At 51.1% G+C, this 14,311-nt stretch carries 15 protein-coding genes; 8 read left to right on the plus strand and 7 right to left on the minus strand.

The features are described 5' to 3' along the window. The first annotated feature begins 30 nt into the window (after nt 1-30). Together GJJ30_RS09105 and GJJ30_RS09110 are read left to right on the plus strand one after the other, a co-directional pair. A complete protein-coding gene (locus GJJ30_RS09105; protein ID WP_154174815.1) occupies nt 31-528 on the plus strand; it encodes a hypothetical protein in 498 nt (165 codons plus the stop codon). A 6-nt stretch (nt 529-534) separates the two neighbouring features. Further along, the gene (locus tag GJJ30_RS09110) at nt 535-1,020 is read left to right on the plus strand and encodes a free L-methionine (R)-S-oxide reductase MsrC (RefSeq protein ID WP_154174816.1); all 486 of its coding nucleotides are present in this window, start codon (nt 535-537) and stop codon (nt 1,018-1,020) included. Between the two features lie 29 nt (nt 1,021-1,049). Here GJJ30_RS09110 and mnmC2 read toward each other — a convergent pair whose 3' ends face one another. Then, nucleotides 1,050-1,727 carry a tRNA (5-methylaminomethyl-2-thiouridine)(34)-methyltransferase MnmC2 gene (mnmC2, locus tag GJJ30_RS09115; protein ID WP_154174817.1) on the minus strand — a complete coding sequence of 226 codons (678 nt, stop codon included), beginning with the start codon at nt 1,725-1,727 and terminating at the stop codon, nt 1,050-1,052. A 30-nt stretch (nt 1,728-1,757) separates the two neighbouring features. On the opposite strand from mnmC2, the gene GJJ30_RS09120 reads away from it, so the two are divergent. Further along, nucleotides 1,758-2,231: a DUF4293 domain-containing protein gene (locus tag GJJ30_RS09120; RefSeq protein ID WP_154174818.1), complete on the plus strand. Its 474-nt coding sequence runs from the start codon at nt 1,758-1,760 to the stop codon at nt 2,229-2,231. Nucleotides 2,232-2,335: 104 nt separating this feature from the next. Here GJJ30_RS09120 and GJJ30_RS09125 read toward each other — a convergent pair whose 3' ends face one another. Next, nucleotides 2,336-3,313 carry a KpsF/GutQ family sugar-phosphate isomerase gene (locus GJJ30_RS09125; protein WP_154174819.1) on the minus strand — a complete coding sequence of 326 codons (978 nt, stop codon included), beginning with the start codon at nt 3,311-3,313 and terminating at the stop codon, nt 2,336-2,338. Between the two features lie 87 nt (nt 3,314-3,400). Here GJJ30_RS09125 and recQ point away from each other — a divergent pair, with 87 nt between their 5' ends. The 3 genes from recQ to GJJ30_RS09140 all read left to right on the plus strand — a co-directional run bounded on the left by recQ (nt 3,401) and on the right by GJJ30_RS09140 (nt 8,301). Then, nucleotides 3,401-5,611, plus strand: a complete 2,211-nt coding sequence (gene recQ / locus GJJ30_RS09130; protein WP_154174820.1) for a DNA helicase RecQ — start codon at nt 3,401-3,403, stop codon at nt 5,609-5,611. 83 nt (nt 5,612-5,694) lie between these two features. Then, on the plus strand, nt 5,695-6,984 hold the full coding sequence (gene purD / locus GJJ30_RS09135) for a phosphoribosylamine--glycine ligase (RefSeq protein ID WP_154174821.1): 1,290 nt from the start codon (nt 5,695-5,697) through the stop codon (nt 6,982-6,984). Between the two features lie 93 nt (nt 6,985-7,077). Then, the gene (locus tag GJJ30_RS09140) at nt 7,078-8,301 is read left to right on the plus strand and encodes a PSP1 domain-containing protein (protein ID WP_154174822.1); all 1,224 of its coding nucleotides are present in this window, start codon (nt 7,078-7,080) and stop codon (nt 8,299-8,301) included. Nucleotides 8,302-8,353: 52 nt separating this feature from the next. On the opposite strand, the gene GJJ30_RS09145 is transcribed toward GJJ30_RS09140, so the two are convergent. Both GJJ30_RS09145 and GJJ30_RS09150 read right to left on the minus strand, forming a co-directional pair. Then, nucleotides 8,354-8,653, minus strand: coding sequence for a Dabb family protein (locus GJJ30_RS09145; RefSeq protein WP_154174823.1), 300 nt, complete (start codon nt 8,651-8,653; stop codon nt 8,354-8,356). Between the two features lie 60 nt (nt 8,654-8,713). After that, nucleotides 8,714-9,433 (minus strand): RluA family pseudouridine synthase, encoded by a 720-nt coding sequence (locus GJJ30_RS09150; protein WP_154174824.1) that lies wholly within the window; start codon nt 9,431-9,433, stop codon nt 8,714-8,716. A 182-nt stretch (nt 9,434-9,615) separates the two neighbouring features. Here GJJ30_RS09150 and GJJ30_RS09155 point away from each other — a divergent pair, with 182 nt between their 5' ends. Then, nucleotides 9,616-10,173 carry a DNA-3-methyladenine glycosylase I gene (locus GJJ30_RS09155; protein WP_154174825.1) on the plus strand — a complete coding sequence of 186 codons (558 nt, stop codon included), beginning with the start codon at nt 9,616-9,618 and terminating at the stop codon, nt 10,171-10,173. A gap of 62 nt (nt 10,174-10,235) precedes the next feature. Here GJJ30_RS09155 and GJJ30_RS09160 read toward each other — a convergent pair whose 3' ends face one another. The 3 genes from GJJ30_RS09160 to GJJ30_RS09170 all read right to left on the minus strand — a co-directional run bounded on the left by GJJ30_RS09160 (nt 10,236) and on the right by GJJ30_RS09170 (nt 13,012). Beyond that, a complete protein-coding gene (locus GJJ30_RS09160; protein ID WP_154174826.1) occupies nt 10,236-11,270 on the minus strand; it encodes a sensor histidine kinase in 1,035 nt (344 codons plus the stop codon). A 17-nt stretch (nt 11,271-11,287) separates the two neighbouring features. Then, the gene (locus GJJ30_RS09165; protein ID WP_154174827.1) at nt 11,288-11,992 is read right to left on the minus strand and encodes a response regulator transcription factor; all 705 of its coding nucleotides are present in this window, start codon (nt 11,990-11,992) and stop codon (nt 11,288-11,290) included. A gap of 174 nt (nt 11,993-12,166) precedes the next feature. Continuing rightward, complete coding sequence (locus tag GJJ30_RS09170) at nt 12,167-13,012, minus strand: SdiA-regulated domain-containing protein (protein WP_154174828.1); 846 nt, start codon at nt 13,010-13,012, stop codon at nt 12,167-12,169. A gap of 153 nt (nt 13,013-13,165) precedes the next feature. Between GJJ30_RS09170 and GJJ30_RS09175 the strand changes: the two genes are divergently transcribed. Further along, entirely contained in the window at nt 13,166-14,302 is a 1,137-nt protein-coding gene (locus tag GJJ30_RS09175; protein ID WP_154174829.1) for an AI-2E family transporter, read from the plus strand. Nucleotides 14,303-14,311: the final 9 nt, after the last annotated feature.

Genomic DNA, 14,311 nt, shown 5'->3' on the forward strand with positions numbered 1-14,311 from the left:
CTTACCCCTCTGCCCAACCCCAAAAAACACATGTGGATTCCATTCAACCAACTTCCGGATACGGCCCGCGTCTGGGTTTACCAGTCGGCCCGCCCGCTGACCGACGCTGAAGTGTCGGCCATTGAAAACGATTTACAGCCCGCCGTCGATGGCTGGGCCGCCCACGGAACGCCCTTACTCGGGTCAGCTAAGTTGCTGAATAACCGGTTTTTAATCGTGGCTGTCGACGAAGGTCACCACCAGCCGAGCGGTTGTTCGATCGATTCGTCTGTGGGCTGGGTGCGGGAATTCGCCCGGGCGCTGAATACGGATTTTTTTGATCGTTCGGCGGCTTTTGTAGCGGCCGATGGCACCATCGAAACCGTCGCGTTGCCGCAAATCAAAACCGCCGTCGCCGAAGGACGCCTGACGCCCGAAACAACGGTTTTCAATAACCTGGTCGCTACGAAAGCCGATTTGCTCACCAACTGGCAGATCAAAGCCAGCGATTCGTGGTTGAAACGGTATTTTAAAAACGTAACCGTCTGATCGCCAATGGCTGAGATGCTTGTTCTTCCCCAAACCGCCCGGCGGCAGGAAATCTACGAAAGCCTGCTGCCGCAGCTTCAGGCGCTGACCGAGGGCGAACCGGATCTGGTGGCGAATCTGGCGAATATTTCGGCGGCTTTAAAAGAAGCGTTTGGCTTTTTCTGGATCGGTTTTTACCTCAAAAAAGACAACCAACTGGTGTTAGGCCCTTTTCAGGGTCCCATTGCCTGCACCCGGATCGATTTCGGCAAAGGCGTTTGTGGCGCGAGCTATTCGCGAAAAGAAACCATTCTGGTGCCCGACGTCGAGCAGTTTCCGGGCCATATTGCCTGCAGTTCGCTGTCAAAGTCGGAGGTTGTTGTACCGGTTTTTGACAAAACCGGTGAGGTCGCGATGGTGCTGGATGTCGACAGCGACCAATTGAATGATTTCAGCGAAGTGGATGCCCGCGAACTGGAGAAAATTGCCGCACTGATTACCTCCTTCTTATAAAACCGGTCGCAAGCGTTTAAAACGGTCCGTTACAGCCGGATAGCCCGTAGTACATCCCGTTTGTGAGCTGGTCCCCGGTGTTTTTCAACCAGAAAACCGGCGGCTTGCAGATTACGCTTCACCGTACCTTTCGAACAATAGGTCGTCAGCAAACCACCCGGGTGCATCATCACGGCCAGCTGTTCAAAAATTTCCTGCGTCCAGAGTTCCGGCTGCGCTTCCGGCGCAAACGCGTCAAAATACACCAGATTGAACCGGTTTTCGGTCCGGAAATCCTGTAAACGACCTTCGTATTTTACCAATTCGAAAACCGGTGTGATCGACGCCGGGCGGTTCCAGGGCGCTTCGTGCAACGGCTTCAGATAGTGGCAATCCAGTAATTCGTCAAAATTAAGTTCGCGGGCCTGTTCCAGTGAAAGCGGGCGCGTTTCCACCGCCGTGTAGCTGACGGTACGCTGATTTTTTTCGGCTTCCAGCAACGTCAGCAAGGCGTTCAAACCGGTGCCGAAGCCCATTTCAAACACGCGGATCTCTCCGAAACGCTCGAAAGCCGCGTAGAGCCCCAGTTCGATAAAAACCCGTTGCGATTCCTGTAAAGCTCCGTGAATGGAGTGATAATGCTGGTTAACGTCTGGATTAAAGACCGAACTAGAACCGTCGGAGGTCAGAACGATTCGAATTTCTGTTTTCTTTTCAGGATTCCTCATGTATCTTCGCAAACTCAAAAAAATTATACTATGCTTCAACGCATCCAGACTATATTTCTTTTACTGATCGTCGTTTCCATGGGCATCGTACTCGGTTTTCCAATTTGGGAAAAAACCGGTGTTGGTCCCACCGAAACCGCCCGACTGACCGCTTTTCAACTGGTGTATACGCAGGGAACCAGCTCGCAGATTACGCCGGTTTATTACCTCGCGCTCATGGCGCTGGTGGTTGCGGGCGTTTCGCTGTTTACCGTTTTCAAATACCGGAACCGGCTGCTGCAAATGGGTCTCTGCGCCGTCAACGCCATTGTGCTGACCGCCATTATGGGTTTCATACTCTATCTGACGCTCTACAAAGGCAAGGAATTTTTCAATCCGGACGATCAGGGAAATTTCCTTTTCGGTTTTTTTGCCATTGTCGCAGCGCTGATTTTCAATATGTTAGCCAATCGTTTCATCCGCCGGGACGAAAAACTGGTTCAGGAGTCAAACCGCTTACGCTAGTTTGACTCTTAATTAACAATGAACCGCGCGGGCGGCCCCGAATGAACAAGTATCGGGCTGGCGCAAGCATTTCATTATTCATTGTTAATTGATGCTTAAGCAGCTTAAACCAGTCCTTCCTTCAGCAGGTCGTGCAGGTGGACGAAGCCTTTGATCTGGTTATCAAGGGTGACGATGAGCTGCGTAATGCTGCGTTCCTGCATGATTTTAAGGGCTTCAATGGCATAGTCATCGGGGTTGATGCACAGGGGCGAGGGAGTCATGATGTCGCGGGCCCGCAACTGATCGAGTTGCAGGGAGTTGAAGCGGTTGAGCATCCGTCGCAGGTCGCCGTCGGTGATAATTCCTGCCAACTGGCCGTTTTCGTCGGCAACCGCCGTGGCACCCAGTCGTTTGGACGTCATTTCCAGAATAACTTCGTGGACGGTGGCGAGGAGAGAAACGGTCGGGATTTCGTGATTTGGATAAATATCACTAACTTTTAGGTACAACTTTTTGCCCAACGAACCGCCGGGGTGAAAGCGGGCAAAATCCTGACTGGTAAAACCCCGGGCGTTGAGCAGGCTAACCGCCAGCGCATCGCCGAGCGCCAGGGCAACGGTGGTGCTGGTTGTCGGAACCAGGTTGAGCGGGTCGGCTTCGTGTTCGGCGTAGGCTTTCAACACAAAATCGGCCTGGACGCTGAGGTACGAATTGGTCTGGGAAACGAGCGCGATCAGTTGCACACCGGTACGTTTCAGGAGCGGCACGAGTACTTTAATTTCGGGCGTGTTGCCGCTTTTGGAAATACAGATAACCACATCGTTGGCCTGAATCATGCCTAAATCGCCGTGAATGGCGTCGGCTGCGTGCATAAAAAGCGCGGGAGTGCCCGTAGAGTTGAGGGTTGCAACAATTTTTTGTCCAATTATTGCACTCTTTCCGATGCCGGTAATGACAACCCGGCCAGAACTTTGTAGAATTGTATGGACGATTTGTTCAAATTGGTCATCAATACCGTCGATGGCCAGCCGAATTGCCTCCGATTCTGCCAGCAGAACGTTTCGGGCCGTCGATTGAATATTTTTTTTTACTAATTTCAATGTTGCTTTTGTCAATCGGTTTTTAACTAATTTTATAAAGGCAAAGATACAACCAAAATAAAGTGTAGTAACCTTCCGCAATTTGAGATGACGACGACGCAGTTAGACCCATCGGTACAGATATCTCTAAAAGAGAAGCTGAAAGAAATATTCGGATTCAGCCAATTCCGGGGCGACCAGGAAGCTATTATCCACAATATTCTGGCAGGTGTTAATTCCTTTGTAATTATGCCTACGGGTGCCGGAAAATCCTTGTGCTACCAGCTTCCGGCCATTTCGTCGGAAGGAACGGCCATTGTCATTTCGCCCCTGATTGCCCTGATGAAAAACCAGGTCGATCAAATGAATGCCTTTGGCGTGAATGCCCAGTTCCTGAATTCGACGCTGAGCAAGGCCGAAATGAGCAAGGTCAAAAAAGATACCCTGAACGGTTCGCTGAAACTGCTCTACATCGCGCCCGAATCGCTGACGAAGGAAGAGAATCTGGATTTTCTGAAAAAAGCCAATATCTCGTTCGTCGCCATCGACGAAGCCCACTGTATTTCGGAATGGGGACACGATTTCCGCCCGGAATACCGCAAAATCCGGGGCATTATCGACAACATTGGTAATCTGCCGGTGATTGCCCTGACGGCTACGGCCACGCCCAAAGTACAAATGGACATCCAGAAAAACCTGCAAATGGAGGATGCCCACATTTATAAAACCTCCTTCAATCGAAAGAACCTCTACTACGAAATCCGTCCGAAAGCAGATGCCAAAAAGCAACTGATCCGGTACATCAAAAATAACAAGGGTAAATCCGGGATTGTCTATTGCCTGAGCCGGAAAATGGTGGAAGAAATTGCAGAGCTGCTGAATGTCAACGACATCAAGGCGCTGCCGTACCACGCCGGGCTGGATGCACAGACGCGGATGCACAACCAGGACGCCTTCCTGAACGAAGACGTCGACGTGGTGGTGGCAACGATTGCCTTCGGTATGGGCATCGACAAACCGGATGTGCGGTTTGTGATTCACTACGACGCGCCGAAGTCGCTGGAAGGCTATTACCAGGAAACCGGTCGGGCAGGCCGCGACGGTCTGGAGGGTAACTGCCTGATGTTCTACAGCATTGACGACATTGTCAAGCTGGAAAAATTCAACAAAGACAAGTCGGTTACCGAGCGCGACAATGCCAAACATCTGTTGATGGAGATGGTGTCGTATGCGAATCTGGGCGTTTGCCGTCGTCGGCAGTTGCTGAGCTACTTCGGGGAATATCAGGAGAAGGATTGCGGTTTTTGCGATAACTGCATGAAACCGACTGAAAAGTTTAAGGTACAGGACGAAATCGTGCTGGCCCTTCAGGCGGTGGAGCAAACCGAGCAGCGTTTCGACGCTGCGCACCTCGCTGATGTGCTGACGGGTACTGAAAACCAGTACATTACCAGTTATGAACACCACAACTTACCGGTTTACGGCAAAGGCGTGGAGTATAACGAAACCGTGGAGTATTGGTGTTCGCTCATCCGGCAAATAACAATTTATGGTTATCTGGATAAAGATGTCGATAATTACGGCGTTCTGAAACTGTCGAAGAAAGGCCAGAATTATATCAACGACCCGTATTCGGTTACGCTGTCGAAAGACCATAATTACGAAGTCGACGAGGAAAAGGCCGAAGACGAAGACAAGGAGAGCAACATCTCGTCGGGCAGCGCCTACGACGAAGCCCTGTTAGGTTTGCTCAAGGCGCTGCGTAAAAAGATCGCCAAGGAGAAAAACCTGCCTCCGTACGTCATTTTCCAGGATCCTTCGATGGAGGAAATGGCCACGACGTATCCGACGACCCGCGAAGAAATGGCCCAGATCAACGGGGTCGGGATGGGCAAGGTGGTGAAGTTTGGAAAACCGTTCATCGACCTGATTGCCAAGTACGTCGAAGAAAACGACATCGAAACGGCGAAAGATGTGGTGGTGAAATCGATGGTCAATAAGTCGAAGGTCAAGATTTTCATCATCCAGCAGATTGACCGGAAGGTGGATCTGGAGGAAATTTCGGAGTCGAAAGGCCTGTCGATGGAAGATCTGATCGAAGAAATCGAACACATCTGTTATTCCGGCACGCGTCTGAACCTGGATTATTACATCAACCAGATCATGGACAACGACCGGCAGGACGATATTTACGACTATTTCATGCGGGCGGAAACCGACAACATCGGCGTAGCGATGCGGGAATTCGCCAACGATGATTATTCCGAAGAAGAGTTGCGGTTAATGCGAATTAAATTCTTATCAGAAGTTGCTAATTAAAATGAATAATGAACAATGAATAATGAAAGGCTGATGAAGACCCCATTTATTATTGATTGTTCATTGTTCATTGTTCATTCAGAATGAATATACTAATCCTTGGTTCGGGCGGAAGAGAACATGCATTTGCCTGGAAACTAGCGCAAAGTCCATTGTGTAGCCAGTTGTTTGTTGCACCTGGTAATGCCGGTACCGCCTTAGTCGCCACGAACCTGCCTTTTGCGTTCAACGATACCGAAGCGGTTGCGCAGGCCGTTCAACAACACGAAATCGATTTGCTGGTCATTGGGCCCGAAGAACCGCTGGTGAAGGGACTCGTCGACAGCCTGCGGGCCAAGAAAAAATTAGCTAAACTGCGGATTGTCGGCCCGGATCAGCAGGGCGCTCAACTCGAAGGCAGCAAGGATTTTTCCAAGCAATTCATGCAGCGGTACGGTATTCCAACGGCGGCTTCGCAAACGTTCACCGCCGAAACGCTGGAAGACGGCCTGGCCTATGTGGATAGTCACCAACTGCCGATTGTTTTAAAAGCCGACGGTCTAGCAGCCGGCAAAGGCGTCATCATTGCCGAAACCGTTGCCGAAGCCCGTTCGACCCTAACCGATATGCTGACCGGCGGGCGGTTTGGCGAAGCGGGCAGTAAAGTGGTGATCGAGCAGTTTTTGAAAGGAATCGAGCTATCGGTTTTTGTATTGACCGACGGCGTCAACTACAAGATTCTGCCCGAAGCCAAAGATTACAAGCGCATCGGCGAGGGTGATACCGGTCCGAATACGGGTGGCATGGGGGCGGTTTCGCCCGTCAAGTTTGCCACGGCGAAGTTTTTAAATAAAGTTGAGGAGAAAATAGTAAAACCGACGTTAGCGGGACTCCAGAAGGAAGGCATTCGGTATCAGGGATTTATATTTATCGGCCTGATCAATGTCAAGGACGAACCGTACGTTATTGAGTATAATGCCCGCATGGGCGACCCGGAAACGGAAGTCGTTCTGCCGCGGATTCAAAATGATTTTGTTGAATTAATGATGGCGACGGCCGACGGTGAACTGGATAAAATACAACTGCAGATTTCACCCCAAACCGCTGTCACCACCGTCGTCGTGTCGGGTGGCTATCCGGACACGTACGAGAAAGGCAAGTCGATTACCGATCTTTCCGTTCTGGAAGATGTGACGGCCTTTCATGCCGGAACCAAACCGGGCTTTAACGGTCATGTGCTGACCGATGGCGGCCGGGTGTTGGCGTTGACGGCCATAGCCAATTCGCTCGAAAATGCGGTCATGAAGTCGCAAAAAGCGGCCCGTGCGGTGCAGTTCGAGGGTAAATATTACCGGAAAGACATCGGCCTCGATCTCTTACGGTACCAGGACTGAGTTAAGAATGATGAATTAGGAATGATGAATGAGCTGGCGCGGTAATCCATCATTCCTAATTCATCATTCTTAACTCCTAACTATAAATGAGTTATGGGATGCAAATCATGTACGACCGGTGGGTGCGGGACGAAAACCGCAGCCGGAACCGTGGGCGGATGTAAGAATAATGGGGCCTGTGGCACCGGCGGTTGCAATAAAATGAATGTGTTCGACTGGCTGAGCAACATGGAGACGCCCTCCATGCGCCGGTACGATGCCGCCGTCGAAGTTAAATTTAAGGGTGGACGGAAGGAATATTACCGCAACCCACACCAGATCGATCTGACAACGGGCGATTTTGTCGTTTGCGAAATGCAAACCGGCTACCACATCGGCTGTGTATCGCTGCAGGGCGAACTGGTTCGCTTGCAGATGATGAAGAAAAACATTCAGTTTTCCGACGATCTGAAGGTGATTCACCGGGTTGCTTCGCAGAAAGACCTCGAGAAACACGAACAGGCCATTGCCCGTGACCTGACGACCATGTACCGCACCCGCGAAGTGGTGAAGGAACTGAAGCTGAACATGAAGCTTTCGGACGTTGAATATCAGTCCGATAACACCAAAGCGACGTTTTATTATTCCTCCGACGAGCGGGTCGATTTTCGGGAGCTGATCAAGATTCTGGCGGCAGAATTCAAAATCCGGGTCGAAATGCGGCAGATCAGCCTGCGGCAGGAAGCCGGGCGGCTGGGCGGCATCGGCTCGTGTGGCCGCGAATTGTGCTGTTCGACCTGGCTGACGGATTTCAAAAACATCACGACTTCGGCTGCTCGCTACCAGAACCTGTCGCTGAACCCCAGCAAGTTATCGGGGCAATGCGGGCGTCTGAAATGCTGTTTGAACTACGAACTGGAAACCTACGTGGACGCGCTGCGCGACATTCCGCAGGTTGAAAAACCGCTCGAAACCCAGAAAGGCCGGGCGTCGCTCCAGAAAACCGATATTTTCCGGCGAATCATGTGGTTTGGCTACAGTACCGAAAGCACCTGGTATCCGCTGCCCATCGCGCGTGTCATGGAGATTCAGGAGCTGAACAAAAAGGGCATTATTCCCGAATCGTTCGATCTGCTGGAACCGGTGGCCGAACGGAAAGATAAAGAAGCTGCCAAAGGACTTACGTCACTCAACAGCGATCTGGAAAAACTGGACAAAAAATTCAGCGACCGCAGCGATCGGAAGAAGAAGCGCAAAAAGAAAAAACCGTCGGCGGGCGGTGATCCGGCGGCTTCGAACGGCCGTCCGAATCAAAATCAAAATAAGGAGAAATCCTAAACAAGAAAACCCGGCACTTGGCCGGGTTTTCTTGTTTTTATACGGTCGGATTTTATTCCACGGCGTCATATACCTGAACTCGGTTCCAGTACCGCGCGCAGTCTTCCACAAACTTCAGGTGTATCGGATCTTCCTGATAGGCATCGTGAGCTGCCAGATCCTTGAAAATGTACGTCAGTGACCAGTCATACGAATGATCGATCACCGGACGGCGCGTTTCGGCGGGTTTTCCAATGTACAGGGCTTCAAAATGCGAAATGCCTTTGAGGGTTTCGAGTCCGGCGCGCAGCGCCTGGCGATCGTCGTCGCTGTCGGGGTTATTGAGCCAGAAATAAACGGTATGAACCAACATGTTTCTATTTCGACCGGTTCGCCGGTACGGTTTTGTGGTAACTCCAATTGAGTCTGAAAACTAACTATTTTTCTCCAACTGCTTCACCAGTACGTCGAAATCTTTCGGATAGGGCGCTTCAAAAACCGTCCGTTCGCCGTCCAGCAGCGTAAACGTCAGCGAGCGGGCGTGGAGCGCCACGCGCTGAATCAGCGACTGTTCTTCGGTGTCTTTCTTCAGGTTGAATTTGCGTTTCAGCTCCGACAGAAAAACTGGTTTTCCGCCGTAGGTCGGGTCGTTGGCAATCGGCGCTTTCAGACACATCAGGTGTACCCGAATCTGGTGCATCCGGCCCGTAATCGGAATGCATTCCACCAGTGTGTGCATCCGGTAAACTTGCAGCGTGTTGAAAATCGTTTCGGCGTCCTTGCCTTTTTGTCGGTCGATTTTCACCGCCGTTCCGTCTTTGATGGGCGAAATGGGGAGGTAAACCGAAATACTTTCAAAATCGTGAATACCGTCCACGACGGCGTGGTAGCGTTTGGTCACTTCCCGGTGCTCGAACTGCATGGCCAGGTGGCGGTAAGCTTCCGGGTTTTTTGCAATCGCCAGAATACCGGACGTGCCTTTGTCGAGCCGGTGGCCGAGCTGCGCGTCGGCGTGGTACGCTTTGGCTAACCGCAAAATACTCTGCGACTTATCGGCATTCCGTTCGTCGAGAGAGGCAATGTTGGCCGGTTTGTTAATGATAATATAATCGTCGTTCTCGAAAACAATCAGATCTTCAAAATTCAATTTCATGCTGCAAAGGTCCTGAACTACAGAATGCTATCCAAGCCGAAAGAGTTCAAAGTATAAAAACCGGTTGGTTCGTTACGTTAATCAGCGGGAAGTAATCAGAATAATGTCGGTTTGCGATCAAACTCTTTTACCTTTGGAACGATTCAGGAAAAGCGCCATTTACGTTCCCATCGCTAACAAATATGTCCTACTGCCGCGCCATTGAAACCATGACCGCCGATCGAAAAGCGCTTCACAAGGCGTATCACGATCACCTGTACGGTTTTCCGATTCACGACGATAACGAGCTGTTTTGCCGACTGGTGCTGGAAATCAACCAGGCCGGGTTGAGCTGGGAAACCATTCTGAAAAAGGAAACCGGTTTTCGAAACGCGTACGACAATTTCGACATTCAAAAAGTAGCGGACTACACCGACGCCGACCGCGAACGGCTGCTGGCCGATCCCGGAATCATCCGCAACCGGCTTAAAATTAATGCCGCCATCGAAAACGCCCGAACCATTCTGCAACTCCGGAAAGAACACGGATCGTTTGAGAAATGGCTGGAACTACACCACCCCAAAACGAAGGAAGAATGGGTGAAGTTGTTCAAAAAGACGTTCCGGTTTACGGGTGGCGAAATCGTGAATGAGTTTCTGATGAGCATCGGTTATTTGCCCGGTGCCCACTCTGCTGACTGTGCGGTTTATCGGAATGTGCTGGAAGCGAAACCGTTATGGAGTTTGCCCCCAACTCCCTAAAGGGGGCTAAAAAATCAGGTGTTTTTAGCCCCCTTTAGGGGGTTGGGCAAAATTGTTGGTTCTTAGTCGGCCCGGTCGAGTTTGAAACTGAAGGTCGTTCCCTTGTCCGGTTTGCTCATTACCGTAATTTTCGATTTGTGGGCATTCAGGATGTGCTTGACGATGGCCAGCCCCAGACCGGTGCCGCCCCGTTCTTTCGAACGGCTTTTGTCGACGCGGTAAAACCGCTCGAAAATGCGGTTGAGGTGTTCGGGCGGAATGCCGGGGCCGTTGTCGCGCACCAGAACGTTGTAGTGCTTTTTTTCGGCTTCAAAACTCACCAGCACTTTACCGCCGTCGTTTCCGTATTTGATCGCGTTTTCGATCAAATTGGTCAGCACCTGCGTGATGCGCTGCGGATCGGCTTTCACCAAAACCGCCCCGGGCTGATCGGTTTTGATTTTCAGGGACGTCTGGCGGGCGAGGGCGTTATTTTCCAGTTGCTCAAACACTTCCAGCGTGATCTGGTACAGATCGACCGGCTCGAAGTGCATTTTGATTTCACCGGTTTCCAGTTGCGAGAGCGCCACCAGATCTTTCACCAACGCGTCGAGACCGTCGAGACTTTTGGCGGCTTTGGACAGAAATTTATCCCGGACTTTCTCGTCGTCGATGGCCCCGTCGATGAGCGTATGAATGAAGCCCTGCGCGGCAAAAACCGGGGTTTTTAGCTCGTGGGAGACGTCGGCCAGAAATTCGCGCCGGAATTGCTCGAGCCGCCGAAGCTCCTCGATTTCCTTCTGTTTACGGGCCACATAGACAAAAATCTCGTCGTTGAGTTTCTTGAACGGATTGTTGTTTTTGATGAGGGTACTTCGCGAAATCGTAAAATCCTTGATGCGCAGTTTGTGGATGGTTTTATACATCTTGTTCACTTCGCGATACACCAGGATTTCAATCGTGTAGAGAATCAGAAAAAACGAGATGACGAGGGAAGAAATGGCCACCACAAACAGCATACTGCGCGTGACGCCCTCCACAAAAGTCAGAAATACGGCAGTCAGGGCCGAAATCAGACCGGCCAGCAAAAACGCAATAACACGGGGGCTAAGCGACATGAAGTAAAGGTATACAACTAAACCTCATCGTTGAACATATACCCGACGCCTTTCAGCGTTTTGATGTAGGTTTCACCAATTTTCTCCCGCAACTTCCGGATGTGCACATCAACCGTGCGTTCGAGCACGTAGATATCAACGCCCCAGATTTTTTGCAGCAATTCTTCCCGGCCAAACACTTTGTTGGGCGACAGCGCCAGGAAAAACAGCAGTTCAAACTCTTTTTTGGGCAACACGACGGTTTTGTCGCCGGTCGTCACGGTGTAGTTTAGTCGGTTGATCGTCAGCCCGCCGATTTCGATTTTGTCGCCCGGATCGGCTTTCTGGGCTTCGCGCCGGAACAGGGCGTTGATGCGGCTCATCAGCGCGCGCGGTTTGATGGGCTTCGTAATGTAGTCGTCGGCCCCGATTTCAAAAGCGGCTACTTCCGAATATTCTTCGGAGCGGGCCGTCAGATAAAGAATAAATGTTTGGCGGAGATCGGGCAAATTGCGAAGCTGACGACCGGTTTCGATACCGTCGAGTTGCGGCATCATGATATCGAGCAGCACCAGTTCAGGAACAAATGTGCGGGCCGTATCGAGGGCTTTCCGGCCATCGGAGGCCGTGCGGACGTCGTAGCCTTCCTTTTCAAGATTGTATTGCAACAGCTCAACAATATCCGGATCGTCGTCGACAACCAGCACTCGGTGAAGTTGTTGAGAATTCTTTGCGGCACTCATTCGGCAGGTGTAATTGGTGTAATTCTGACCCGAAGTTACGCGCTGTGTCAGCAATTTTACGAAGTTAACAGGATTATTAACAAAAAGATAACACGAAATGACGGTAAATTGCGTTTCAGTAATCAGATAATAAACCGACAGAAAATTACGCCTGAGAAATTAGAATTGTCGCTCTCACTTCTTCCGAATCAAATACATCCTTCCCCGTTCGTTCGTCATGACCAGATCCGTGTTGTTCACAAACGTCAGCCCTTCGGTTTGGCCCCGCGGAATCCGCAGGCAGCGCGTCGGATGTTGAAAACTGATCCGGTCGGCTTTTTGCTCAAACAGAAAAATCTTGCCGTAGGTCAGCACCGCCAGCGTTTGGCCGTCGGGGCTGAGGGCCGCGTCAGTCACCATCGTTTTCAGAAAAACACTGTCGACCGGCAGCAGGGCGTAGTCACCGGCCCGGGCGGGAAGGCCGTACAGGTTCACAAATCGCCGGGGTTCCGAGCGGTTTTTCGACACGAGGAACAAACTGTCTTTTGCGGCAAAAAGGGCTTCACTGTCGAAATTACGCGTATCTTTCGATGCCGGATACGTTTTCTGAAGGGCGTAATGAAACGTAATCTCCTGAAAATCGTTAGGTTGATTAGGGTTGATCCGGTAAATCTCCAGCTGCCGTCGCGCGTTGGAATTGTTGCCGATGTCGCCGATGAACAAAACCGTCGAGTCCTGCTTCGTCAGGGCTTCCCAGTCCCGGTTTTTAAGCCTGGGCAAGGGCAGCGAATCGACCAGCGAACCGTTGCGGGCGACTTCGTAAAGCGTGGGGCGACCTCCGCTGTCGTTGTGCGTCCAGAACGTGTTGCGACCGGCGCGGTAGGTTAATCCCGAACTTTCGTTGACCACCGCTGTCAGCCGCCCGGTCCGCGAGACCTTGTACTGGGATCGCCCGCTGCGAAAACCGCTGCGTTTGTTCTCGCTGTGGCAGGTGCAAAGTGCGACTTTGAGCGAAAACAAGAAGAGAAGAAAGGAGTTCATTCAGTGTACATTCTAGAATAGTTTTCGGTATACGGTTTTTGCCGGGCCGACGTTTCGGTAGCTGACGCATTCTTAAATACCTAATTGAATGAGCCGCGAATACAGAATGCGTCAGCCACTGAAAACCGTATACCGAAAACCGTAACCAAAAATATGGAAAACAAAGTACCCGAAGTCAATTTGCCATCGTACGTTCGGTTTGCCTGCATCATGATTGTGCTGACGATCCTGGTTTACTGGTTGTCGGCTATGCAGGAACTAATCGTGCCGCTGGTTTTCTCAATTCTGTTTGCGATGATTCTTTACCCAATCAACCACCGGCTCGAACGCTGGCGGGTGCCGCGCGTACCTGCTATTCTGATCTGTCTGGTGATTCTGATCGGCTTTTTTTACCTGCTTTTTTACCTGATTTCCCTGCAAATTTCCAACTTTACCAGTGAAGCACCCCGTCTGCTGGAACGCGGCAATCAGATTCTGGATAAACTACAGACGTTCGGGGAGGACCGGTTTCACATCGAGCGGTCGAAAATGGTTTCCGAAGCCCGGAGTTACGTCAATAATCTGATTCGCGAAAGCGGTTCTTTTCTGACTTCCACGCTGCTGGCGACCACTAATACCCTCTCGACGATCTCGATTGTGCCGCTGTATATCTTCTTCCTGATGCTGTACCGCGATTTCTTCCGGTCGTTTTTTTATAAGGTTTTTACCAGCACGAAACGGGCCAAAATCGACGTTGTTTTTGCCCGGATTTACACCGTGGTCAAGGATTACCTGGTTGGGCTGGTGCTGGTGATTAGTATCGTGGGCGTACTGAACACCGTCGGGCTGCTGATTCTAGGGATCGATTATGCGGTTTTCTTTGGCTTTCTGGGCGCATTCATGATTCTGATTCCGTACATCGGTATCCTGATTGGCTCGCTGCTTCCGGCTTTGTTCACGCTGCTGACCCACGAAAATCCGCTGGTGGCCCTGGGGGTAATCGGCGTCTTTTCGTTCGTGCAGATTCTGGAAGGTAACTTCATTACGCCCTACATCGTTGGCTCGAAAGTCAGTATCAATCCGCTGGCGGCCATTATTGTGTTGTTACTCTGGGGGCAGCTCTGGGGTGTTACCGGCCTGATTCTGGCCCTGCCCATGACGGCGATCCTCAAAGTGATCTTCGACGCCGTCGAACCGCTGAAACCGTATGGCTACCTGCTGGGTGAAGCCGAGCGTCAGAAAACAAAACCGCTGAATGTGAAAGAGTTTACGGACAAGCTACCGAAGAAAGTAAAGGATTTGGTAGATTGAGGGGTAAAT

This window comes from Larkinella terrae (assembly GCF_009668025.1).
GTDB classification, from domain to species: domain Bacteria; phylum Bacteroidota; class Bacteroidia; order Cytophagales; family Spirosomataceae; genus Larkinella; species Larkinella terrae.

Bases quoted from the DNA above. Each gene is read 5' to 3' on its own strand.
- GJJ30_RS09105 (WP_154174815.1), top strand. From the start codon at position 31: ATGTGGATTCCATTCAACCAACTTCCGGATACGGCCCGCGTCTGGGTT.
- GJJ30_RS09110 (WP_154174816.1), top strand. From the start codon at position 535: ATGGCTGAGATGCTTGTTCTTCCCCAAACCGCCCGGCGGCAGGAAATC.
- mnmC2 (WP_154174817.1), bottom strand. From the start codon at position 1,727: ATGAGGAATCCTGAAAAGAAAACAGAAATTCGAATCGTTCTGACCTCC.
- GJJ30_RS09120 (WP_154174818.1), top strand. From the start codon at position 1,758: ATGCTTCAACGCATCCAGACTATATTTCTTTTACTGATCGTCGTTTCC.
- recQ (WP_154174820.1), top strand. From the start codon at position 3,401: ATGACGACGACGCAGTTAGACCCATCGGTACAGATATCTCTAAAAGAG.
- purD (WP_154174821.1), top strand. From the start codon at position 5,695: ATGAATATACTAATCCTTGGTTCGGGCGGAAGAGAACATGCATTTGCC.
- GJJ30_RS09140 (WP_154174822.1), top strand. From the start codon at position 7,078: ATGGGATGCAAATCATGTACGACCGGTGGGTGCGGGACGAAAACCGCA.
- GJJ30_RS09145 (WP_154174823.1), bottom strand. From the start codon at position 8,653: ATGTTGGTTCATACCGTTTATTTCTGGCTCAATAACCCCGACAGCGAC.
- GJJ30_RS09150 (WP_154174824.1), bottom strand. From the start codon at position 9,433: ATGAAATTGAATTTTGAAGATCTGATTGTTTTCGAGAACGACGATTAT.
- GJJ30_RS09155 (WP_154174825.1), top strand. From the start codon at position 9,616: ATGTCCTACTGCCGCGCCATTGAAACCATGACCGCCGATCGAAAAGCG.
- GJJ30_RS09160 (WP_154174826.1), bottom strand. From the start codon at position 11,270: ATGTCGCTTAGCCCCCGTGTTATTGCGTTTTTGCTGGCCGGTCTGATT.
- GJJ30_RS09165 (WP_154174827.1), bottom strand. From the start codon at position 11,992: ATGAGTGCCGCAAAGAATTCTCAACAACTTCACCGAGTGCTGGTTGTC.
- GJJ30_RS09170 (WP_154174828.1), bottom strand. From the start codon at position 13,012: ATGAACTCCTTTCTTCTCTTCTTGTTTTCGCTCAAAGTCGCACTTTGC.
- GJJ30_RS09175 (WP_154174829.1), top strand. From the start codon at position 13,166: ATGGAAAACAAAGTACCCGAAGTCAATTTGCCATCGTACGTTCGGTTT.